The 23,106-nt window shown below is 37.4% G+C and carries 21 protein-coding genes and 1 tRNA gene; 21 read left to right on the forward strand and 1 reads right to left on the reverse strand.

The features are described from left to right. The first annotated feature begins 51 nt into the window (after window positions 1–51). The 3 genes from R6U02_RS09540 (at window position 52) to R6U02_RS09550 (ending at window position 2,432) form a co-directional block, all read left to right on the forward strand. Window positions 52–831: a Cof-type HAD-IIB family hydrolase gene (locus R6U02_RS09540; RefSeq protein WP_410263379.1), complete on the forward strand. Its 780-nt coding sequence runs from the start codon at window positions 52–54 to the stop codon at window positions 829–831. A gap of 100 nt (window positions 832–931) precedes the next feature. Continuing rightward, window positions 932–1,004, forward strand: a tRNA-Ala gene (locus R6U02_RS09545). A gap of 69 nt (window positions 1,005–1,073) precedes the next feature. After that, window positions 1,074–2,432, forward strand: coding sequence for a DUF1576 domain-containing protein (locus tag R6U02_RS09550; RefSeq protein WP_410263380.1), 1,359 nt, complete (start codon window positions 1,074–1,076; stop codon window positions 2,430–2,432). Window positions 2,433–2,447: 15 nt separating this feature from the next. On the opposite strand, the gene def is transcribed toward R6U02_RS09550, so the two are convergent. Further along, window positions 2,448–3,023 (reverse strand): peptide deformylase, encoded by a 576-nt coding sequence (def, locus tag R6U02_RS09555; RefSeq protein WP_410263381.1) that lies wholly within the window; start codon window positions 3,021–3,023, stop codon window positions 2,448–2,450. A 441-nt stretch (window positions 3,024–3,464) separates the two neighbouring features. Between def and pdhA the strand changes: the two genes are divergently transcribed. The 18 genes from pdhA to R6U02_RS09645 all read left to right on the forward strand — a co-directional run bounded on the left by pdhA (window position 3,465) and on the right by R6U02_RS09645 (window position 23,092). After that, a complete protein-coding gene (gene pdhA, locus R6U02_RS09560) occupies window positions 3,465–4,571 on the forward strand; it encodes a pyruvate dehydrogenase (acetyl-transferring) E1 component subunit alpha (RefSeq protein WP_410263382.1) in 1,107 nt (368 codons plus the stop codon). Between the two features lie 2 nt (window positions 4,572–4,573). Then, entirely contained in the window at window positions 4,574–5,551 is a 978-nt protein-coding gene (locus R6U02_RS09565; protein WP_410263383.1) for an alpha-ketoacid dehydrogenase subunit beta, read from the forward strand. A gap of 127 nt (window positions 5,552–5,678) precedes the next feature. After that, on the forward strand, window positions 5,679–7,019 hold the full coding sequence (locus tag R6U02_RS09570) for a dihydrolipoamide acetyltransferase family protein (protein WP_410263384.1): 1,341 nt from the start codon (window positions 5,679–5,681) through the stop codon (window positions 7,017–7,019). A 12-nt stretch (window positions 7,020–7,031) separates the two neighbouring features. Continuing rightward, window positions 7,032–8,438, forward strand: a complete 1,407-nt coding sequence (lpdA, locus tag R6U02_RS09575) for a dihydrolipoyl dehydrogenase (protein WP_410263385.1) — start codon at window positions 7,032–7,034, stop codon at window positions 8,436–8,438. A 121-nt stretch (window positions 8,439–8,559) separates the two neighbouring features. Next, window positions 8,560–9,339, forward strand: coding sequence for an inositol monophosphatase family protein (locus tag R6U02_RS09580; RefSeq protein WP_410263386.1), 780 nt, complete (start codon window positions 8,560–8,562; stop codon window positions 9,337–9,339). Between the two features lie 187 nt (window positions 9,340–9,526). Beyond that, the gene (gene typA, locus R6U02_RS09585) at window positions 9,527–11,359 is read left to right on the forward strand and encodes a translational GTPase TypA (RefSeq protein WP_410263417.1); all 1,833 of its coding nucleotides are present in this window, start codon (window positions 9,527–9,529) and stop codon (window positions 11,357–11,359) included. A gap of 110 nt (window positions 11,360–11,469) precedes the next feature. Then, a complete protein-coding gene (locus tag R6U02_RS09590) occupies window positions 11,470–11,745 on the forward strand; it encodes a DUF1507 family protein (protein WP_410263387.1) in 276 nt (91 codons plus the stop codon). Between the two features lie 72 nt (window positions 11,746–11,817). Beyond that, a complete protein-coding gene (locus R6U02_RS09595; RefSeq protein ID WP_410263388.1) occupies window positions 11,818–12,126 on the forward strand; it encodes a YlbG family protein in 309 nt (102 codons plus the stop codon). Between the two features lie 19 nt (window positions 12,127–12,145). Beyond that, window positions 12,146–12,706, forward strand: a complete 561-nt coding sequence (gene rsmD, locus R6U02_RS09600; protein WP_410263389.1) for a 16S rRNA (guanine(966)-N(2))-methyltransferase RsmD — start codon at window positions 12,146–12,148, stop codon at window positions 12,704–12,706. After that, window positions 12,703–13,200: a pantetheine-phosphate adenylyltransferase gene (gene coaD / locus R6U02_RS09605; protein ID WP_410263390.1), complete on the forward strand. Its 498-nt coding sequence runs from the start codon at window positions 12,703–12,705 to the stop codon at window positions 13,198–13,200. The genes rsmD and coaD overlap by 4 nt, the downstream gene beginning before the upstream one ends. Continuing rightward, window positions 13,200–14,234, forward strand: coding sequence for a SepM family pheromone-processing serine protease (locus tag R6U02_RS09610; RefSeq protein WP_410263391.1), 1,035 nt, complete (start codon window positions 13,200–13,202; stop codon window positions 14,232–14,234). The genes coaD and R6U02_RS09610 overlap by 1 nt, the downstream gene beginning before the upstream one ends. Window positions 14,235–14,345: 111 nt before the next feature. Continuing rightward, window positions 14,346–14,990: a helix-hairpin-helix domain-containing protein gene (locus R6U02_RS09615; RefSeq protein ID WP_410263392.1), complete on the forward strand. Its 645-nt coding sequence runs from the start codon at window positions 14,346–14,348 to the stop codon at window positions 14,988–14,990. A 113-nt stretch (window positions 14,991–15,103) separates the two neighbouring features. Next, window positions 15,104–17,458 (forward strand): DNA internalization-related competence protein ComEC/Rec2, encoded by a 2,355-nt coding sequence (locus R6U02_RS09620; RefSeq protein WP_410263393.1) that lies wholly within the window; start codon window positions 15,104–15,106, stop codon window positions 17,456–17,458. A gap of 1 nt (window position 17,459) precedes the next feature. Next, on the forward strand, window positions 17,460–18,491 hold the full coding sequence (holA, locus tag R6U02_RS09625) for a DNA polymerase III subunit delta (protein WP_410263394.1): 1,032 nt from the start codon (window positions 17,460–17,462) through the stop codon (window positions 18,489–18,491). Between the two features lie 157 nt (window positions 18,492–18,648). Next, entirely contained in the window at window positions 18,649–18,903 is a 255-nt protein-coding gene (gene rpsT / locus R6U02_RS09630; RefSeq protein ID WP_410263395.1) for a 30S ribosomal protein S20, read from the forward strand. A 135-nt stretch (window positions 18,904–19,038) separates the two neighbouring features. Further along, window positions 19,039–21,024: an excinuclease ABC subunit UvrB gene (uvrB, locus tag R6U02_RS09635; RefSeq protein ID WP_410263396.1), complete on the forward strand. Its 1,986-nt coding sequence runs from the start codon at window positions 19,039–19,041 to the stop codon at window positions 21,022–21,024. Between the two features lie 335 nt (window positions 21,025–21,359). Next, the gene (pyrR, locus tag R6U02_RS09640) at window positions 21,360–21,893 is read left to right on the forward strand and encodes a bifunctional pyr operon transcriptional regulator/uracil phosphoribosyltransferase PyrR (RefSeq protein WP_410263418.1); all 534 of its coding nucleotides are present in this window, start codon (window positions 21,360–21,362) and stop codon (window positions 21,891–21,893) included. A gap of 278 nt (window positions 21,894–22,171) precedes the next feature. Then, a complete protein-coding gene (locus R6U02_RS09645) occupies window positions 22,172–23,092 on the forward strand; it encodes an aspartate carbamoyltransferase catalytic subunit (protein ID WP_410263397.1) in 921 nt (306 codons plus the stop codon). Window positions 23,093–23,106 lie beyond the last annotated feature (14 nt).

Below are 23,106 nucleotides of genomic sequence, written 5' to 3' on the forward strand. Positions count from 1 at the left end.
ATTTAAATTATATATAGTAAGGGTGTATTTATATTAAGGGAGTGTCTATGATTGGAAAATAAAAAGTTATTTATTTTTGATATTGATGGAACAGTTTTAGATGATAATAAAGCTATTCCTGTGGAAACTAAACAAGCAATTAAAGAATTAAATAAATCGCACGAAGTTGCTATTGCTACGGGAAGAAATCGCACGATGGCAAGAGAGGTTATTGAAGAATTAGGGATATCAAATTATATTGTATGTAATGGTGCAGCAGCATATTATAATCATGAAGCTATTTATACTAATTTTTTAGATAAAGAAGAACTCCAAAAATTAATAAAACTGGCTGATGAGAACAACCATCAACTTGTTTACGAAACAATAGATGATTTAAGACGTAGAAGCGAAACGCCTGACAGTCGAGTGAAGAATGGAATGCAATTTGTAGGTTTTTCTATTCCTGAACACAATAGAGATTTTCATAAAACACAATCACTCGTACAATGCTTGCTCTTTGTATCAGAAGATGAAATGGAAATTTATAAAAACCAATTTTCTCATTTCCGATTTGTTCGCTGGTATAAAACAGGTGTGGATATTCTGCCCGGTGACGGATCAAAATTCTTAACAATTAAAATACTCGCGAACCATTTGGGGATAAATCTGAAAGATGTCGTGGCATTCGGCGACGGGATGAACGATATTGAAATGATTAAGAACGTAGGATTTGGCATTGCCATGGGTAACGCTGAGAAAGAAGTGAAAGATGTCGCTAATAGTATAACGGACTCTAACGAAAATAATGGTATTCCAAATGCATTGCGTCAATTAAATTACATTAGCTAGGATTTGTGACTGAAATTTTAAAAATGTTGAATGATTTGTTTAAAACTATAGACATGCAACGTAATATATGCGAAAATAAATTATAACGTGTTTTTTACGTGGGGGTATAGCTCAGTTGGGAGAGCGCTTCGCTGGCAGCGAAGAGGTCGTCGGTTCGAGCCCGTCTATCTCCATTTTTTTATTACCAAATTTTTGAGAACGCTTTTAAATATTACAGTTGAAACGGGGAAAGGGGATAATAGATGATTACTGAAAACCAACTATATATCTCGAGTTACACGACCATTTCTCAGAATGTAAAGTATGGTTTTTTGATTAGTATAGCAATGTTCTTTACTTTAGTAGCGTTTGTATTTAACACGCCACAAGAAATAGTAACTGGACAAATTATAATCTTAACGTCTCCAGCCAATTTGACGACCGATTACTTTGCTTTATCTAATATAGGGGCCACATTATTTAATTCGGGTTTGATGACTGCTCAAGCGATAGCTCTTATTAGGATGACTCGAGCTAAAGTGAATGGCCCAATTATAGCGGCTGTATTTACCGTAGCTGCATTCTCGTTTTTCGGAAAAAACCTTTACAATTCAATGCCTATCATTTTAGGGGCATTCGCTTATGCGAGAGTAACAAAAATTCATCCTGAAAAATCTTTGTTAGGCGCCTTGTTCGGGACAGCATTGGGACCGTTAGTCAGTGAAATTACGTTCAATATTGGGTTACAATTAAATGAAGGTATTATCTATGGTTATATTGCAGGTTTTATCGTGGGGTTCATCATACCTCCTTTATCTAAACATTTTGTCAGCTTTACTAAAGGGTTCAGTCTATATAACATAGGCTTTACCAGTGGAGTAATCGGAACTGTATTCACTTCTGTTCTGCGTAGCATGGGTAAAGAAATTGAGCCCGTTTCAATTTTGTCCAGTGGGAACAACCAGTCTTTAACTATAGTATTTTTGATACTGTTCAGTCTCATGCTAGTTGGAGGGCTGTACTTGAATTCTGGCACGTTGGATGGTTACTCGGACTTGATAAAGCACTCCGGTCAATTATCGACAGACTTCTTAAGAACTAATGGATTTAGCGTTACGTTAATAAATATGGCGCTTTTAGGATACGTCTCCGTGTCTTATATTCTGTTTCATGGTGGTGAGATAAATGGACCTACTATCGGAGGGATATTGACCGTAGTTGGTTTTGGAGCATTTGGTAAACATTTGAGGAACGTCCTACCGATTTTAATCGGTGTCAGTCTTATGGGGTTCCTGAACGGCTATGATATGAGTACAACTGATATAATTATAGCTGGGTTGTTCGGAACGACGATTGCTCCTATAGCAGGGAGATACGGTACACGCGCAGGTATTCTTGCGGGGGCTTTACATTTAGCAGTAGTTACAAATACGGGCTATCTGCATGGCGGTATCAACTTATACAATAACGGTTTTTCAGGTGGTTTTGTGGCAGCTCTGATGATACCATTATTAGAAGCCATTCATTATCATCAAAACAAGAGAAGACAGTTCCAAGAACCAGTGGATCCATCTGAAGAAATCAAAGTATATAAAAAAAGCATTAAACTTACTAAAAAGTAAGTTTAATGCTTTTTGTTATTGTTCTTCAGATCCTAAAACTTCAAGACCTTCAGGTAATGCTAAAGGATTATCCGGATCTATGCGGTCAAAGAACATAACCCCATTCAAATGATCGATTTCATGTTGAACGACGATAGCAGGAAAATCCTTTAAGCGTTTTTTTTGCTTATTGCCTTCAATATCGAAATATTCTATTCTAATCCGTTTGTGTCTTGGAACATATCCAGGAATTTCACGGTCCACAGATAGACAACCTTCACCCTCTGGAAGGCAGGTCTGTTGAACAGAATGACTGATGATTTTTGGATTGACTAAGACAGTACTAAACTCAGGTTCTGTTGCTTCTGGATCATCAGAGGGAACATGAACGGCTATCATACGTTTAGAAACATTGACTTGTGGTGCTGCTATACCCACGCCTGGTCTCAGTTCGTATTTTTCTGCTAATTCAGGATCTTGGCTGGTTTTTAAAAACTTTAACAGTTCTTTAGCTAAGTCTTTTTCTTCATCGTTTAAAGGTATCGTCATTTTTTCGGCTACTATCCGTAACGTAGGATGCCCTTCTCGAATAACATCTTTCATTGTTATCATCTAACTACCTCCTAGTATTCATACACTAGTATTTTAACAGGTTTACTCGCATTGTGCATTAATATTATTAAAATTTGCGTTAGAAAATGAAATTTTTCTTAATGTGTTAGTGATTTTATTCACATGTTATTTCTTTTTAAAAAAATAATGGTACAAAAGAATTTTTTTGTTGCTTATATATAACAGTTTATTTACCTGTATCACTTTATATAATAAATATTTTGAAATTTTCAGATAAAAACAGTATAACAGCTTGTTTGTGTTTGTGGTCACAAAGATGTGAAAAACCTTTCATACCAACATTTTATGAGGGCAATTCAAGTGGATATCGCTTGCATTTTGTTTTGAATCATGATAAATTGTAAAAGGAATAGAGAAAATTGTAACAGCCAAAATTAACTGTTATATTTAATTACACAACGAGAGAGGAATGGGTAATCTATGGCAAAGCAACCAGTTGATTACGAAGCATTATTAGGTTCAATCGAAGCTTCGTTTCCGATGGTTCAAATTTTAGATAAAGACGGCAAAATCGTTAATAAAGACATTATGCCCGATTTATCTGATGATGAATTAGTAGAATTAATGACAAGAATGGTGTGGTCTCGAGTACTTCACGATCGCTCAATGGCGTTAGCTCGTCAAGGGAGATTAGGTTTCTATGCGCCCACCATGGGTCAGGAAGCTTCACAATTAGCTAGTCATTTCGCATTCAAAAAACAAGACTGGTTATATCCAGGGTATCGTGACATTCCACAATTAATACAACACGGCTTATCTATATCACAAGCATTCTTGTGGTCAAGAGGACACGTTGAAGGGAATAACTATCCTGAAGATTTACATGCGATGTCACCTCAAATCATTATTGGAGCGCAATACATCCAAGCTATGGGTAACGCTGTAGGGCAGAAATTTGCTGGAAAAGAAGACGAAGTAACGTTCACATATACTGGAGACGGTGGTTCTTCTCAAGGTGACGTATACGAAGGCATGAACTTTGCCGGTCGTTACAAAGCTCCTATTGTTTTCTTCATTCAAAACAATGGCTATGCTATTTCTACGCCTCGCGAAAAACAAACTTCTGCTGCAACACTAGCTCAAAAATCTGCTGCTGCGGGTATTCCAGGAGTACAAGTCGACGGTATGGATCCATTAGCTGTTTATGCAGTAACAAAACAAGCACGCGATTGGGCAGCATCAGGTAAAGGTCCCGTATTAATTGAAACGATCACATCACGTTTCGGACCTCACTCAACGTCTGGTGATGATCCAACGCGTTACCGTGAACAGGAATCATTTGATTACTGGGAACAAAGAGATCCACTTATTCGGTTCCGTAATTTCTTAACAGAAAAAGGCTTATGGTCTGATGAAAAAGAAGAAGAATTAATTGAAAAAACTAAAGAAGAAATCAAACAAGCTGCGAAAGAAGCAGATCAAGCTCCAAAAATGAAGATTTCAGACTTCTTGAAAAACATGTACGATGAGCCTGGTCAAAATATAGTTGAGCAGATCGAGAAATTCGAAGCAAAGGAGAGTAAATAATCATGGCGAATCTTACAATGATTCAAGCAATCACGGAAGCACTTGATCAAGAAATGGCCCGTGATGAAAAAGTCTTGGTGTTTGGTGAAGATGTAGGTAAAAACGGCGGTGTATTCCGTGCGACCCAAGGCCTTTTTGATAAATACGGTGAAAACCGCGTCAATGATACTCCGCTTGCTGAATCTGGAATCGGTGGTATGGCATTTGGTTTAGCAGTTCAAGGCTTTCGTCCGGTAATGGAAATTCAATTCTTCGGTTTTGTATTTGAAGTAATGGATTCTATTATTGGTCAAATGGCACGTACGCGTTACCGCACAGGTGGAAACCTGAATTTACCGGCTGTCATTCGCTCACCCTTCGGTGGTGGCGTTCATACACCAGAGATGCATGCAGATAGTCTGGAAGGATTACTAGCTCAGTCTCCTGGACTTAAAGTTGTTATCCCTTCAAACCCATATGATGCAAAAGGATTATTAACATCAGCAATTCGTGATCAGGATCCTGTATTTTTCTTGGAACACATGAAGTTATATCGTTCTTTCCGTGATGAAGTACCTGAAGAGCAGTACACTGTTCCTTTAGGTAAAGCGGGAGTTTCTAAAGAAGGTTCTGACGTTACTGTCGTAGCTTATGGTTACATGGTACGTGAGGCCCTTAAAGCAGCTGAAGAATTAGAAAAAGATGACGTTTCTGTCGAAGTTATTGATTTACGAACAGTGTCTCCGGTCGACTATGAAACAATTGTTGGATCTGTCGAGAAGACTGGTCGTATGGTTATGGTTCAAGAAGCACAGCGTCAAGCTGGCGTAGGAAACACAGTTATTTCTGAAGTTTCCCAACGTGCTATTTTATCATTACAAGCACCAATAGGTTTTGTATCGGCACCCGATACGATCTTCCCATTTGGTCAAGTTGAAAACCTCTGGTTACCAAATACTAAAGACATTATTGCGTCAATTAAAGAAACAGTAGAATTTTAATAATTAAGTAAACAGACCCTAAACAACATTCTCTGATTGGTTTAAACCAATCAGAGAATGTTGCATATTGATACGGAATCAAACGAAAATAAAACTGAGATCATTTATAGAAGGGAAGAAAAAAATAATGGCTTTTACATTTAAGCTCCCTGACGTTGGGGAAGGCATGGCTGAAGGCGAAATCGTCAGCTGGTTAGTTTCTGAAGGAGACACAGTTGAAGAAGGCGATTCGATCGCTGAGATTCAGAATGATAAATCTGTTGAAGAATTAGCTTCTCCAGTCGATGGGAAAATTAAAAAATTCTTAGTAGAACCAGGTACAGTGGCATCTGTAGGTGATCCTATTGTTGAGATCGATTCAGAAGGACACGAAGATTCAACTGAAGAAGCACCTAAAGAAGCACCTGCTAAATCTGAAGCATCTTCTGAAGAGACTCCTGCCGAAACAGAAAAAACAGATTCAGCTCGATCCGAAGATGTTGCTTCTGGTGATGTAGTTAAAACCTCAGATCCTGATAAACATGTTTTAGCAATGCCGTCAGTTAGACAATATGCACGTGAAAAAGATGTAGATATCAGCTTAGTCGAAGCGACCGGAAAAGGTGGGCGTACGACGAGTGAAGATATCGATAACTTCTTGCAAGGTGGAGGAGAAAAAGCTTCTACTCAAGAAACGGCTGCTCCAGAAACAGCTGCGACTGAATCCAAAGGAACAACACCTGCTGTTTCTGCTGAAGCTAAACCATTTAAATCTAGTCGTTCTGACGAAGAAACCAGAGAAAAAATGACTACAACACGTAAAGCTATTGCTAAAGCAATGGTTAACAGTAGCCTGACTATACCATCGGTTTCATTGTTTGACGAAGTTGATGTAACTAAGTTAATGGCTCACCGTACTAAATTCAAAACAGTTGCTGCAGAACAGGATGTTAAATTAACATTCCTACCTTATGTAGTTAAAGCAATAATCGCTGTTATGAAGAAATTCCCAGCACTCAACTCATCTATCGATGATACGACTGATGAAGTTGTGTATAAAAACTACTTCAATATTGGTATTGCTGCTGATACAGAACAAGGATTATATGTTCCGGTCGTAGCTGATGCTGATAAGAAATCAATGTTCAGTATTGCTTCTGAAATTACTGAATTGGGTGGTAAAGCGCATGAAGGCAAACTGAAATCCAGTGATATGGGTGATGGTTCGATCTCGATTTCAAATATCGGTTCTGTAGGTGGTGGTTGGTTCACGCCAATTATTAACTATCCAGAAGTGGCTATATTAGGTGTTGGACGTATCGCTAAAAAAGCAATCGTAAATGACGAAGGCGAAATAGTTGCTGCCCCAATGCTAGCATTGTCATTAGTTTTCGATCATCGTGTTATTGACGGAGCAACAGGTCAAAAAGCAATGAACGAACTAAAACGTCTGTTAGCAGATCCTGAATTATTATTAATGGAAGGATAAGGTGAAACAAAAATGGTAGTAGGAGATTTCGCAATTGAACTAGATACAGTAGTTATAGGAGCTGGACCTGGTGGGTACGTTGCAGCTATTCGTGCAGCACAAATGGGACAAAAAGTAGCTATTATCGAAAAAGAATTTATTGGTGGCGTATGTTTAAATGTTGGATGTATTCCTTCTAAAGCATTAATCGCTGCTGGTCATAAATATCAGGAATCACTTGATTCGACTGCTTTTGGTGTTACTTCTGAAAACGTAAAAATTGATTTTACTAAAACGCAGAAGTGGAAAGATACGAAAGTTGTTAACAAATTAACTAAAGGTGTAGAAGCTCTGCTCAAAAAAAATAAAGTTGAGATTTTATTTGGAGAAGCATTCTTCGTTGATGAAAACACGTTGCGTGTAATGAAAGAGGATAGTGCTCAAACATATTCCTTTAACAACGCTATCGTCGCAACAGGTAGCCGTCCAATTCAAATTCCTGGTTTCAAATTCAGTGACCGTGTATTAGATTCTACGGGCGCATTGAACTTACCAGAAATTCCTAAAAAAATGGCTATTGTTGGAGGAGGCTACATTGGTTCTGAATTAGCGGGTGCTTATGCTAACTTAGGTACTGAAGTAACTATCTTGGAAGGTCTTCCTTCAATCTTGAACGGTTTTGATAAAGACATGGTTAAACTTGTTGAGAAGAACTTCAAATCAAAAGGTGTTAAAATCTTTACTGAAGCAATGGCTAAAGAGTCGACTGTTACAGATAATGGCGTAACGGTTAAATATGAAGTTAAAGGAGAAGAAAAATCTCTTGATGTGGATTATGTATTAGTTACAGTTGGACGTAAACCTAACACTGATGAACTTGGCTTGGAACAAGCAAGTGTTAAAGTTAGCGAACGCGGTTTAATCGAAGTTAATGAACAAGGCCGATCAAACATTGAAAGCATTTATGCTGTTGGTGATGTGGTTCCAGGACCAGCATTAGCCCATAAAGCAAGTTATGAAGCTAAAATTGCTGCTGAAGCAATCTCAGGCAAAAAAGTAGCTGTGGATTACCGTGCACTACCTGCAGTTGCCTTTACAAATCCGGAAATTGCATCTGTTGGATTGACAGAGAGCGAAGCAAAAGAAAAGGGATTAGAAGTAAAAGTTACAAAATTCCCACTTGGTGGTAATGGTCGGGCATTATCTTTAAACGCTACTGAAGGTTTCGTACGTTTAGTAACAACTAAGGAAGATAATGTCATTGTCGGCGGTCAAGTAGCAGGAATCAATGCCTCTGATATCATTGCTGAAATTGGTTTAGCTGTTGAAAGCGGAATGAATGCGGAAGATATCGCATTAACTATTCATGGACATCCTTCACTTAGTGAAGTTGTCATGGATGCTGCTGAAGCTGCTTTAGGTATGCCAATTCACATGTGATAATAAAAATTAGATTGACGAGAGATTCTCAGCTAATAAAGCTGAGAATCTCTTTGTTTTTTGCTTTTTCCTGCCTTCTCATTTAAACTTAGGTTAGAGAAGCGTGAAATGAGGAACGATTATGCCAGAGAATTTTACGAGCAGAGATAAAACCATAAAAAAATGGATCGATGAAATTAGTAGGGTTGTCTTAAATAATATAGATTCTCAGCTTGAAATTGAACAAAAAACAGCGCCTAATGATTTAGTTACCAATATGGATAAATGGGTAGAGAAAGAACTCGTTAAAAAGATCCGCACTACTTTCCCTTCGGATCGTATTCTGGGTGAAGAAGGTTTTGGAGATGCTATCGAAGATATGAATGGGACGGTATGGTTTATAGATCCTATAGATGGCACATTGAATTTTATTTTACAAAATGAAAATTTTGCTTTAATGCTAGCTGTCTACGAAGATGGTATAGCAATACAAAGCTATATTTTCGATGTCACTCTGAACAGATTGTATTCCGCAATCAAAGGCGAAGGTGTCAGTTGTAACGGACAACGATTGCCGGAACCCTATGATGCGGCATTAGAAGAAGGGATATTAGCCACTAACTCTAGTATTATGATTGAAGAGAAATATGATCATATAAGAAAGATAGCTAAAGAGAGTTTAGGATTGAGGTTAGTCGGCTCTGCTGGGCTTGAAAGTGTAGAAGTTGCTAAAGGAAGCATCGTTGCTTACATTGCGACAAATTTAAAACCTTGGGATGTGGCTCCCGGTCTTTTATTCATGCAGGAACTTGGACTAAAAGCAACACAATTTAATAATGAACCATTAGATTTACTCAATAATAATAATATTATTTTTGCAACCAACAAAGCACATGAGGAAATTATTAAGCTTATAAATTAAAAGCAAAGTATTAGCTTGTAATTTCATTTGTATTAGTGTTATAATATCTGGGGCAACAATATAGGATATTTGGAGAGCATTTATTCTTGAGTGTGAATCTATCAAGAATTAATGTTCTTTATAATGAACATAAGCGAAAGTGATAAACAATAAACTAGATTCAGCGTAAGGAATTCGGAGGAATATGATGAAAAGAAGAGACGATATAAGAAACATCGCAATAATAGCTCACGTTGACCACGGTAAAACGACATTAGTAGATGAGTTGTTGAAACAGTCTGATACATTAGAGGCTCACAATCAATTAAACGAAAGAGCCATGGACTCTAACGATCTTGAAAAAGAACGTGGCATCACTATACTCGCTAAAAATACAGCAGTTAGATATGATAACCACCATATTAATATTTTAGATACTCCAGGACACGCTGACTTCGGTGGAGAAGTTGAACGAATCATGAAAATGGTAGATGGAGTAATTCTTGTTGTAGATGCTTATGAAGGAACAATGCCTCAAACACGTTTTGTTCTCAAAAAAGCATTGGAAATGAAATTAAGACCTATCGTTGTCGTTAATAAAATCGATAAAGATACTGCTCGACCAGCAGAAGTTGTCGATGAAGTTGTCGATTTGCTGATAGAATTGGATGCAGATGAAGATCAACTAGATTTTCCAGTAATCTATGCATCTGCCATCAACGGAACAAGTAGTCTTTCACCTGAGCTTGAAGATCAGGAAAATACTATGAAACCTGTTTTTGAGAGCATACTAAAAGAAGTTCCTGCTCCCATTGATAACAGTGACGAACCTTTACAGTTCCAAGTATCACTACTCGATTATAACGATTATGTCGGAAGAATTGGTATTGGACGAGTATTCAGAGGTAAAATCAAAGTTGGAGACAACGTTACTTTAAGTAAATTAGACGGTTCAACGAAAGATTTCCGTGTAACGAAACTAAATGGTTTCTTTGGTCTTAAACGTTTAGAAATTCAAGAGGCTAAAGCCGGTGATTTAATTGCCGTTTCAGGTTTTGAAGATATTTTTGTAGGAGAAACAGTAACGCCAGTTGATCATGTTGATCCGTTGCCAATTTTACACATTGATGAGCCGACTTTACAAATGACTTTCTTAGTGAACAACTCTCCTTTTGCAGGTAGAGAAGGTAAATGGGTCACGTCTAGAAAAATTGAAGAACGCTTGATGATGCAACTGCAAACAGATGTATCGCTTCGGATAGAACCAACGGAATCTCCTGATGCATGGATTGTTTCAGGACGTGGCGAACTTCATCTATCCATTTTAATAGAAAACATGCGTCGAGAAGGATTCGAACTGCAAGTATCTCGACCAGAAGTTATTATTAAAGAAATAGATGGACGTAAGCATGAGCCTTTTGAACGTGTTCAAATCGACACACCAGAAGAATATATGGGCTCAGTGATTGAGAATTTAAGTGAGAGAAAAGCAGAAATGCAAGACATGATTCATACAGGAAATGGACAGGTTCGCATGATTTTCTTAGCACCTGCTCGAGGATTGATTGGGTTTACAAATGATTTCTTATCTATTACACGTGGCTATGGTATCTTAAACCATACGTTCGATCAGTATCTGCCACTCTTGTCAGGAAAAACTGGGGAACGTCGTTATGGTGCCTTAGTGTCAATGGAAAATGGCGTAGCAACAACATACGGCATCATGAACATTGAAGACCGTGGTGTTATCTTTGTTGAACCGGGTACAGAAGTTTATGCTGGTATGATTGTCGGTCAGAACAACAGAGATAGCGATATTGCTGTTAACTTGACTAAAGAAAAACAGAAAACCAATGTGCGTTCAGCAAATAAAGACCAGACGAATGTTATCAAACGTCCACGTAAGTTAACGCTTGAAGAATCACTTGAATTCTTAGCGGACGATGAGTATTGTGAAGTAACTCCAGAGTCTATTCGTTTAAGAAAGAAAATTCTTAATAAAAACGAACGAGAGAAAGCCTCAAAGCGTTCAATTAAATAATTAAATGAGAACAAAATCGTAACTCATTTCTTTTACATTTCCAAATAAGTAGAGTTGTGATATACTTGTAAAAAGAAAGCTATGGTAATAGTTTGAGGAAGGATATGCTTATGGATCAATTACAGATTGCTCTTGCTAAAGATGTTTTAAATGAAGATGCTAAACAAATAGCTTCTTTGATTGAAAATCAGCAACATTTATGTATGTCTTGTCCCGCTTTTGAAGAAGTTATCGATACTCAAATGTTTGGTTTTTCAAAAAAGATCGAGTTTGCCATTGCTATGGATATGATTGCTGAAGAAAAAGGGCATTTGATGTTGAGTTCATTAGAAAAACATTTAAATGATTTATACACAGATGCTTTTAATTCCAATAAAAATGATTAAATATTTTAAAAGTCCCTCTCGTGTAGAGGGACTTTTTTGTTATAATGAATAAAATTGAAGAAGGTGAATGTATTGGATCAAGAAATAAGTTCTAGAGTCGGATTAGTTGTGTGGTTATATACCACGAAATATGTTAACAAATTAAAACGTTATGGCTTAGTGCATTACGTCTCTAAAAACATGAATTATGCAATCATTTATGTCGACCGGGAAGAAAAAGAAGTCATTAAAAATACGATTGCTAAGCAACACTTCGTGAGAAAAGTAGAAGATTCATATCAATGTGAACTTCCTAAAACATTTGATGGCATACTTGATGAAGTCGTGGCGTTATCAAAAAAAGTTAAAGATGATAGTCTGATGAATGGTATTTCTAATTAACCGTAAAGGATGGACTTGAATGAGAATAATATCAGGAGAATACGGTGGAAGAAAATTGAAAGCGGTAAGTGGTGAAAACACTCGTCCCACAACAGATAAAGTTAAAGAATCATTATTTCATATGATCGGTCCTTACTTTGATGGTGGGCATGCACTGGATCTATATGCCGGTAGTGGCGCTTTAGGTATCGAAGCCGTTTCTAGAGGGATGGATAAAGCTTATTTAGTTGATAATAACATTTTAGCCATCAAAACAATCGAAGAAAATATAAGCATAACGAAAGAACCCGAAAAATTTGTGGTCTGGAAGAAGAATGACCATCAAGCCATTGAACGTTTAGGCCAAATGAATGAATCGTTTGATTTGATTTTACTCGATCCCCCTTATGCTAAGCAGAAATTGGAGTCAATTATTAAACAGCTGATAGATAATCAATTGTTAAATAATTATGCCGTTATCGTTTGTGAAACCGATAAGGCTGTTTCCTTAGAGCTTAGTGGGGATTCTTTAAGACTTATTAAAGACAAAGTTTTTGGAAAAACCAAAGTTACTTTGTATGAATGGGTGGAGAGCTTATGAGAAGGGCCCTTTATGTAGGCAGTTTTGACCCTTTGACTTACGGTCATTTAAACATTTTAGAAAGAGCTGCACGATTGGTGGATGAGTTGATCATTGTAGTAAGTGCAAGTACAGCAAAACAGTACTTATTCACTACAGAAGAAAGAGTTAAAATGATAGAAGCTGTAATAGAAGAAGAAGGCTTAACTAATTGTCAGATCATCGCCTATGATGGATTGACTGTCAATCTAGCGCATGAAAAGAACCTAAATATACTCATTCGAGGAATACGTTCTGTCAAAGACTTTGAATATGAAAGAGATATTTCTGACTTAAATGCAATGCAGGATAAATCGATCGAAACGGTTTGCCTGATTTCAGACGCGAAGTATCAGTCTATCAGCTCTACTATGGTTAAGGAAATTGCTCATTACGGTGGTAATATAGATGGTTTAGTACCTCGACTTGTGGGGGATAAATTGAGAAATGCCTTACTGAAGGTGGATAAGAAATAGTGAATAAAAAAAGCTTAGTTATAAAAACGGTGATTATGGTTTTGACCGTTTATCTGTTGTTTTTTCTACAGATCCCTTATTACGTTGAAAGACCGGGTAGTGCCGTCGTCATTAACGACAGAGTAGAGGTAGACGGACAAACGGATCAATCAGATAGTCAGTATATGCTGACGACGGTCGAGATATTTAAGGCGACACCATTCTCATCGCTGTTTCAATTTTTACCTTATCATTCGGGTGTGAGTGAGATCGATCTGCTTGGAAATTACGAGGATTACAGTGCATACAGAAACCTGCAAAGGTATTATATGGATTATTCGATTGACACTGCGAAAGCAGCAGCATTTAATGAAGCTGCTTTACCCTATGATATCAATTATGAAGGAGTCTATGTGATGTCTGTATCACAAAAATCCAATTTTTTTAAAGACTTGAAAATGGGGGACAGTATCGCGAAAATTGATGAGAAATCATTCGACAATACTGATGAATTCATAGATTATATAGCGAATCAGTCTGTCGGAGATACGGTTACACTTTCTGTAGAACGGGATGGGAAATCGGTAGATATCAGCGGCGATCTAGTACTGATTGAAGAAACGGGAAACCCTGGTATTGGTATCACTCTAGTCACTCAGTCTTCCGTTACCACATCCCCGGAAGTGGTAATTGATGCTGGGAACATCGGTGGCCCCTCTGCAGGCCTTATGTTCTCGTTACAAGTATATAAGCTCTTAGTGGAAGATTTTGACAGTTCTTTAGAGGTAGCAGGGACAGGAACCATTGCAGAAAATGGAGAGATTGGTCGTATCGGTGGTATTGATAAAAAAGTGGTCGCAGCTGATAGAGAAGGCGCCTCTGTTTTTTTCGCACCGGACGATACGATTTCAAGTGAGGCTCTCGAAGAAAATCCTGATTTGAAATCGAATTATGAGACAGCCAGTGAGACTGCAGAAGCAATTAATTCAGATATGCAAATCGTGCCAGTCCAACACATTAAAGATGCCATTGATTATTTAAATACTTTTGATTAAATTAAAAAATAGGAAGTCATGCTTATTAAAATGAGCATGGCTTCTTTTTTTTAAGTGAGTTTTTCTTTAATTGGATAATATAATAGGTAACCCGATCAAAGGAGGCTTCTTATGAGGATTCTGACCAAGATGAAAAAATTTAAAGAAGTGAGCTGGGGGATAGGAATGCTTTGTGCTGTCATTATTGTCATCTTGATCGTATCAGTTGATCATGCTGATGATAGCAACACGGTGACTTTGGATACGCTACTCACTGAAAACCCTGTAGCCGATTCCCAGAAAGAAGCTGAGGGCACAAAAGAAATAATACCGGATGAACTTGAACTTAATGTGGTAGTAGATGTAAAAGGAGCAGTTAACAATCCGGGTGTTTTTTCACTTAATGCGAATCAACGTGTGATAGATGCAATCGATGCAGCAGATGGGCTGACTGAAAAGGCTGACCCAAAGCACATTAATTTTGCTCAGTTGCTAGAAGACGAGATGTACATATATATCCCTATAGAAGGTGAAGAAATGGTTGGAATTGAAGCAAGTCTAGAGCTTGATCAGGCAAAAGATGCCATGATAAACATTAATGATGCCAATGAACAGACGCTATCACAATTGAATGGAATTGGGCCGAGTAAAGCAAATGATATCATTGAATACCGAGAAAAGAATGGACCTTTTGGATCAATTGACGAGATAATAAAGGTATCTGGTATAGGAGAAAAAACGTTCGAAAAAATTTCGGAATATATAGAGGCTAAGTGAACATAATCAAATGATTTTTAACTAGGAGTTTTTTTAATGAATGACGTGCCTGCTACTAGTGGAGAAAGAAGTGTTGACAGTTTTATCTATGTAAAGAAAAAAATGGATGCCGGATGATAGGGAATATAGTGTACGTGGCTGTTTTATTACTGTTTGTTGCTATTAGTATGACTACTGTTTTTTCGTTTTTAACACTGACGATGTTTGTATTAGTCTGTATAAGAGTGATCTTATTAAAAAATCACCGACTATTATTTTTGTCTATCTTAATGGGGATGTTGTTCTATGCGAGAGTAACTTATCTGTATCCGATTGAGTCGACGCTGTCACATTTTGAGACTGTAAGAGTTGATATCGATATCAAAGAAACCAGTTTGAAAATCGACGGGGATAAATTAGTCTTTGAAGGAACGATAAAAGAGAACGGAAGAATAGAAAAGGTAATAGTCAACTATACTATTACTAATGAGAATGAAAAAAAAGAGTTGATAAATGCTTATCCTAAAAGGGTTTTAGTAGAAGGGGCTTTTTCTGAACCCAACGAATCGACTAATTTCAATCAGTTTGACTATAAAAATTATTTAAAAAACAAACAAATAGTTAATGTCTTAACTGCATCGACCTTGAAAATTGTAGAGCAGGATAGATTCAAGCAATTTCATGTTTACAGTATAGATTCATTTAGACAGAAAATTTTGACACATGTCGATCGGACAATGACTAAGCGGTCGGCCACCTACACTAAGATACTCTTATTTGCCGATAAGCGCTCCTTTTCAACTGAAGTTATGCAGACGTTTAAAGAATTAGGCATTGTCCATTTATTAAGCATTTCAGGCTTACATGTCGTACTTGTCATTGGTATGATCAAAGGCACATGTCGAAGATCAAAGACGAGCAAAGAAGCCACAAACACATTCCTGCTCTTATTCTTGCCTTTGTATGGTTTAACTACAGGTTTAGGGGTGAGTGTTTTTAGAGCGATTGGACAATCCTGGCTCAAATTACTGAGTGAAAAAGCGAATGTGTCATTGACCACATTGGATTGCTGGTCGCTTATGTTGATCAGTATTATCTTTGTCCAACCATATAGTATTTATACGGTTGGTTTCCAGTTAAGCTATTTGATCAGCTTTATTATTATAATGTTTACTCGGCAGTCATTTTTTAAAGAGTGGTCAAAGCTCAGAGCATATATAGGATTGAATTTAATCCTATTGATTTGCTCCATTCCTATCTTAACCTATCACTTTTATGAATTTTCGTGGGGTGTGCTTATTTTGAACAGTCTTTTCATCCCTTTTATTGCGATAGTATTGTTACCGATAATAATAGTAAACTTCTTTCTATCTCTGGTCATACCAACGCTTAACCTGTTTAGATACAGTCTAAAAGTATTGGATAATTTGATCGAAATAATGGAGGCATTAGGCGATGGGATAGCTTCAAATGTTTCTTTTACTATTATCACAGGGCGGTTATCTCAAATAAGTTACTTATTGCTGATAGGGTTCCTTATTATGCTACTTCTGTTAATTGAAAAAAAGAACAGCAAGCCTTTCATCATTGCACCGCTAGTGGGTATCATAACGTGTGTGTACTCCGTTCGTTATGCACCTTACGGGCAAGTGTTAATGATCGATGTGAATCAGGGAGAAGCGATTTTGATTAGGGAACCATGGGGGAAAGGGAATTATCTCATCGATACGGGCGGTCAGAATGAATATCTAGTTGAAGAATGGAAAAAGAGAGAAAAAATGTTTAGTGTAGGAGAAAACATCATGTTACCGGTGCTGAAATCTGAAGGCGTGCATAAACTTGATTCTATAATAATCACACATCCAGACATTGATCATTATGGTGCCTTGCTTGACATCATTAGTCAAATAAAAACAAAACAAGTCGTCTCTGCAAAATCTACTTTCTTTGAAGCAAATTTTCAGACATTGTTTCCTTCTATAGAAAAATATGGCACAATAATTAAAGAGGTAAATGAGGGTTCGAGTGACAATCTTCCTTCCAATTCCGTTGCAATCCTTTCAAATGATACAATTGCAGGAACAAATAGAAATAATAGTTCTTTGGTCGTATTAGGATTAATAGGGAACAAAACATGGTTATTTACAGGAGATCTTGAAACGGATGGAGAGAAAGAATTACTTGCAAAATATCCTAACCTGACTGTTGATGTGCTCAAGATAGGCCATCATGGAAGCCAGACATCGACGCATGCAGAGTTTTTAAAGCAGCTGAATCCTGAGGTTGCATGGATTTCTTGTGGAGAAAATAACAGATACGGCCATCCCCATGATAGTGTTATCCAGAAGATAGCAGAACTGGATGCAACGATTTATAGAACGGATCATGACGGTGCCATCAGGTATAAATATAGCAATCAGTCGCGTAGTGAAAAAGTTGATAAGCGCTTGTTTTCTTTTGAACCAAATAGAGAACGAAAAGGAGAATGAGATGAAATCTGTATTAAAACAAATTGATGAAATAAATAAAGGTAAGTTAAAAGCTGTTTATGCGATTATCGGTACGGAAAGAATGCTTGTAGAAGAAGTGACTAATGCTTTAACAAGAACGGTAAAAAAGAAACAGAAAGATGATATGAATATTTTGCATTTTGATTTAACTGATACAAGCATAGATGATGTCGTTTTTGAAGCAGAAAGTTTTCCGTTTTTTGGAGATCAGAAATTGATATTTGTTCATTCCAGTCATATTTTTACTGGGAAAAAAATCACATCGAATATAAAACACACCACCACCTTACTCGAGAGCTATTTGAATAATCCTTCTGATTTTTCAATTCTCGTGTTTATCGCGCCCTATGATAAATTGGACAAGAGAAAAAAGGTGACAAAAGCGTTATTGAACTCATCAGAAGTCATCGATGTTACACCAGCTGCTGAAAAAGAGACAGCGGATTATTTAAGAAGTTACCTTAAAGAAAATGATTATAAAATATCCAAAGAATCTTTTGAGCGTTTATTGCAATTAACCGATAGGAATTTATCCAAGGCAAAGAATGAATTGGATAAATTGATGGTTTATCATGTTGATGATAAAATGATTACTATTGAATCGGTGAATAAACTCGTTTCAAAATCTCTGGAACAGAATATTTTTGAGTTAAATGAAAAAGTATTGAAGAAGAATGTTAAAGAATCGATTGAACTGTATCAGGATTTACTGCATCAAAAAGAAGATCCAATCAAGATACTCGCTTTAATGATCGGTCAGTTCAGATTGCTTCTTCAAGTGAAAATCTTGAGAAAAAAAGGGTATCAGCAATCAGATATTGCAAGTATCTTGAAAATTCATCCTTACCGAGTTAAATTGGCTTTACAAATGGAGAAGTCTTTCAAACAAGATGTGTTATCCCAGGCTCACCATCACTTGATTACCGCCGATTACGAGATCAAGAGTGGAAAGGTAAATCCGGAAATGCAAATCGAGCTCTTCATCTGGAAGTTTTCAACGATGAACGAATGAAGATGAAAATAAAAAAAGTTTTCATTGAAAATTTGAGTGATGTGATGTAAAATGGAGAATGTTAAATAAAACAATTCACATGGTCTAGATAATACTGGTTTATCACAGTATCCATTTAAATCCAACTATATGTTTATTAATTAAGGAGTGTTTTACAATGCCAAATATGGAACAAGCTGAAAAACGTCAAAGACAAGACGTGAAAAAGAAAGCAACCAACGTGAGCCAAGCTACATCAATGAAAACTGCTAAGAAAAAATTCTTAGAAGCTGCAAACAATGATGCAGACAACGCACAAGACTTATATGTTAAAGCTGTCAAAGCAATTGATAAAGCTTCATCAAAAGGTCTGATTCATGAAAATAAAGCTGCTCGTGACAAGTCACGTTTAAGCAAAAAAATAGCTAAATAATTTTAGAGTATTCTCACGAGACATAAGTCTTTGAGAATACTTTTTTTATCAAACAGCCGAGAACACTCGTGACTTTAGTCATGAGAGGTTCAAGTTAAACTGGTAGCGAACAGTTTTATGTAAAGGAGTGTTGGCATGGCCGAGCAAGGGTTCAATTTGAAATCACCTTTCCAGCCGAGTGGAGATCAGCCTGAAGCGATCAAACAGTTGGTGCAGGGAATCAAGAACAATCAAAAAGAACAAGTTCTCTTAGGAGCAACTGGGACAGGAAAGACTTTTACGATGTCCAATGTTATTCAGCAAGTAAATAAACCGACATTGGTCATGGCACATAACAAAACGCTAGCTGGTCAATTATACACAGAGTTTAAAGAATTCTTTCCAGACAATGCAGTAGAATATTTTGTGAGTTATTATGACTACTATCAGCCAGAAGCATATGTTCCTTCTACTGATACATTTATTGAAAAAGACGCTAGCGTAAATGACGAAATTGATAAACTGAGACACTCAGCAACCAGTTCATTGCTCGAAAGACGTGATGTTATCGTGGTGTCTTCTGTTTCTTGTATCTATGGGTTAGTTAATCCGGAAGATTATAGGGAACATGTCGTATCTTTACGTTCCGGGATGGAAATCAGTAGAGAAGCATTATTGCGTCGACTTGTTGATATGCAATTTGAGCGTAATGACATTGATTTTCAGCGCGGACGATTCAGAGTCCGAGGGGATATAGTCGAAATCTTTCTGGCTTCAAGAGAAAGTGAAGCGATCAGAGTCGAATTCTTTGGAGATGAAATAGATCGAATCAGAGAAGTGGATGTTTTAACAGGTGAAGTTAAAGCCGATTTGGCTCATGCAGCTATATTTCCCGCAACTCACTTTGTTTCAAACGATGAACAGACACGTTCAGCCATCGATTCTATTCAAGCAGAATTAAAAGACAGGCTTGAAGAACTGTACAGAGAGAATAAATTGCTGGAAGCGCAGCGACTTGAGCAGCGTACGAATTATGATATTGAGATGATGATGGAAATGGGATACTGTTCAGGTATCGAGAATTATTCCAGACATTTAGACGGGCGAAAACCAGGCGAATCGCCTTATACGCTATTGGACTTCTTCCCCAAGGATTCACTCTTTATTATTGATGAGTCACATATGACCATGCCGCAGATTAGGGGAATGTATAAGGGGGACAGGGCGCGTAAGCAGCAGTTGATCGATCACGGGTTCAGATTACCTAGTGCACTCGACAATCGCCCACTCCGTCTAGAAGAATTCGAAGCTAAAGTTCCGCAGATCACGTACATTTCAGCGACACCAGCAGATTATGAAATGAATCGCTCGAGTCAAATTGTAGAACAGATTATTCGACCGACGGGATTATTAGATCCTATCGTCGAAGTAAGACCCATCAAAGGGCAGATAGATGATATAATCGAAGAAATAAATAAACGGATCGAAAAAAACGAGCGGGTCTTTATTACAACGTTAACTAAAAAAATGTCGGAAGACTTAACAGATTACCTTAAAGAAGTCGGTATAAAAGTGCAATACCTTCACAGTGATATTAAAACATTGGAACGGACGGAAATCATCAGGGAGCTTAGAATTGGCAAGTATGATGTATTGATAGGAATCAACTTGTTGCGAGAAGGACTAGATGTTCCTGAAGTCTCATTAGTTACGATTCTGGATGCTGACAAAGAAGGGTTCCTTAGAAGTGCACGGGCATTGATCCAAACAATGGGACGTGTGGCCCGAAATGAAAACGGGCGTGTCATCATGTATGCTGACCGGATCACCGATTCCATGCGAAAAGCGATCGATGAGACCGAAAGACGTCGTGCCATTCAAGAAGAATACAACGAGAAGCATGGAATTACGCCAACAACAATCAAGAAAGAAGTAAGAGACCTTATTAAGATCTCCACGGCAGTCGATGATGAAGAGCAGGGCTTGTCTGAAGAAACAATCAAAAATTTATCGCGAAGAGAACGAAAGGAACTCATTGAAACAATGGAACTGGAAATGAAAGAAGCTGCTAAAGATCTGAATTTTGAAAAAGCAGCCGATTTAAGAGACATTGTAATGGAACTGAAAACAAAATATTTATAAAATGATTGGAATAGATTGACTTTTCAGATTGAAACCTTTAAAGTTAGACCAATTGAATAGCAATCCTTTAAAGATAGTCCAGAGAGGCTAAGAAGGAGCAGCAGGTTCTTTATACGTACCCGTGAGTACTGATAAAGTCCCTTTGAATAGGTGAACTTTAGTTTGTTGACCTTTTCATACCTGATAGAAATATTTGGGAGCACTCTTATCTTAACTGGATAAGGGTGCTTTTTTTATTGGATTCTATTCAAGATTTGGTTACAGTGAATCAATTATGGCTCAGAAAAAAGACCACTCACTGATCATTACTAGCAGGAGGATAAATAATGCAGAAACTGTCTAAAGTTGAAGTAGTCAATGGTGTAGCTATGGAACGAGCATTGATCCGAATTACTTATGAAATAATCGAAAAGAACAAAGGCATTGAACACCTTGTTCTTGCCGGAATAAAGACAAGAGGTGTATTTATTGCTCACCGCATAGCAGATAGAATAAAAAAACTTGAAGGTAAAACAATCGAAGTGTTGGAACTGGATGTGTCCTACTATCGAGACGATAACGAAGGGGAAGATACTGAAAAACAGACTTTTTCTGCTGATAATGCAACAATAAAAGGAAAGAAGGTTGTCATTGTAGATGATGTACTTTACACCGGTCGGACCATACGAGCAGCGTTGGATGCAGTTATCGATCTGGGAAGACCAGATAAGATATATCTAGCTGTTCTAATTGATCGCGGGAACAGAGAATTACCAATAAGAGCAGATTTTGTTGGTAAAAACATTCCAACTTCTCGAGAAGAAACCATTCGGGTCTCCTTAAAAGAGATGGATGAAACAGATCAAGTGAATATCTTGAAAAATATATGAATTTAAATAATTGTGAACTTTAAAGGTGTCCCGTGAGGCACGAAAGGTCGCAGGAATAAACAAAAGAGGTAGAAGAGTGTACAAAGCTTTAAAGTAGATGTGCCAGATAATTGTTATAAGAGATAGGCGTCTATTTTTAAAACAGTAAACACAATTCTGAACCGTTTTTTGTTAAATCCTCTAGACCTATTGCCGTTATGGCTCTGGGTCTTTTTTTTTAAGAAAAGTACAGGTTGATTATAATGTTTTATCGGAAGAGATATTAAGGGAGGATTCTTATGACTAAATTAAAAGCAAAACGTATGCGTCATTTTGTATCATTGGAACAGTATGAAAATCAGGAGATCATAGAGATGATCGAATCAGCGATAGAATTTAAGAGACAGGCTAAATTCCCAACCTATACTGAGAATTACGCGATAAATTGTTTTTTTGAACAGAGTACCCGTACACATAAAAGTTTCGAGATGGCAGAACGCAAGATGGGGATGCAAGTGCTTGATTTTCAACCTGCAATGAGCAGTGTAAAGAAAGGAGAGAGTCTGTATGATACTGTTCTGACACTTCAGGCAATCGGCGTCGATGTCGTCGTCATCCGTCACAGTGAAGAAGCCTACTATACTAAACTGATTGAGAGTGACAGCATTAAGTGTTCGATTATCAACGGAGGAGACGGCACCGGACAACATCCAAGTCAATCTTTGCTTGACCTGATGACGATCTACGAAGAGTATGGATCATTTGAAAATCTTGAAGTAGCAATATCGGGGGATTTAACTCATTCAAGAGTTGCCAAAAGTAATATGCAGATACTTAAACGTTTGGGAGCTAAGCTTTATTTTACAGGTCCTCAGGAATGGTATGAACCTTCTTTTGAAGAATACGGAACATTCACAACGATCGATAAGCTGATCGATCAAGTGGATGTCATGATGCTGCTGCGCGTTCAGCATGAAAGACATCAAGAAACTGATTTAAGGTTTTCTAAAAACACCTACTTGCAAAAATATGGCATAACATTTGAAAGAGAATCCAGAATGAAAGAATCAGCCATTATTATGCATCCTGCCCCAGTTAATCGTGGGGTTGAAATTGAGGATAGTCTAGTTGAGTGTGAGCGTTCTAGAATTGTCAGACAAATGGAAAACGGAGTGTATGCAAGAATAGCAATTATCGACTCGGTCCTTAAGCACAGATAAAGGGAGGAATGAAC

Origin of the sequence: Alkalibacterium sp. (assembly GCF_046484155.1) — a bacterium.
GTDB lineage: Bacteria > Bacillota > Bacilli > Lactobacillales > Carnobacteriaceae_A > Alkalibacterium.

Bases quoted from the DNA above. Each gene is read 5' to 3' on its own strand.
- R6U02_RS09620 (WP_410263393.1), top strand. From the start codon at position 15,104: ATGATAGGGAATATAGTGTACGTGGCTGTTTTATTACTGTTTGTTGCT.
- holA (WP_410263394.1), top strand. From the start codon at position 17,460: ATGAAATCTGTATTAAAACAAATTGATGAAATAAATAAAGGTAAGTTA.
- R6U02_RS09590 (WP_410263387.1), top strand. From the start codon at position 11,470: ATGGATCAATTACAGATTGCTCTTGCTAAAGATGTTTTAAATGAAGAT.
- R6U02_RS09550 (WP_410263380.1), top strand. From the start codon at position 1,074: ATGATTACTGAAAACCAACTATATATCTCGAGTTACACGACCATTTCT.
- rsmD (WP_410263389.1), top strand. From the start codon at position 12,146: ATGAGAATAATATCAGGAGAATACGGTGGAAGAAAATTGAAAGCGGTA.
- def (WP_410263381.1), bottom strand. From the start codon at position 3,023: ATGATAACAATGAAAGATGTTATTCGAGAAGGGCATCCTACGTTACGG.
- coaD (WP_410263390.1), top strand. From the start codon at position 12,703: ATGAGAAGGGCCCTTTATGTAGGCAGTTTTGACCCTTTGACTTACGGT.
- R6U02_RS09570 (WP_410263384.1), top strand. From the start codon at position 5,679: ATGGCTTTTACATTTAAGCTCCCTGACGTTGGGGAAGGCATGGCTGAA.
- R6U02_RS09645 (WP_410263397.1), top strand. From the start codon at position 22,172: ATGACTAAATTAAAAGCAAAACGTATGCGTCATTTTGTATCATTGGAA.
- pdhA (WP_410263382.1), top strand. From the start codon at position 3,465: ATGGCAAAGCAACCAGTTGATTACGAAGCATTATTAGGTTCAATCGAA.
- R6U02_RS09565 (WP_410263383.1), top strand. From the start codon at position 4,574: ATGGCGAATCTTACAATGATTCAAGCAATCACGGAAGCACTTGATCAA.
- lpdA (WP_410263385.1), top strand. From the start codon at position 7,032: ATGGTAGTAGGAGATTTCGCAATTGAACTAGATACAGTAGTTATAGGA.
- rpsT (WP_410263395.1), top strand. From the start codon at position 18,649: ATGCCAAATATGGAACAAGCTGAAAAACGTCAAAGACAAGACGTGAAA.
- typA (WP_410263417.1), top strand. From the start codon at position 9,527: ATGAAAAGAAGAGACGATATAAGAAACATCGCAATAATAGCTCACGTT.
- uvrB (WP_410263396.1), top strand. From the start codon at position 19,039: ATGGCCGAGCAAGGGTTCAATTTGAAATCACCTTTCCAGCCGAGTGGA.
- R6U02_RS09580 (WP_410263386.1), top strand. From the start codon at position 8,560: ATGCCAGAGAATTTTACGAGCAGAGATAAAACCATAAAAAAATGGATC.
- R6U02_RS09615 (WP_410263392.1), top strand. From the start codon at position 14,346: ATGAGGATTCTGACCAAGATGAAAAAATTTAAAGAAGTGAGCTGGGGG.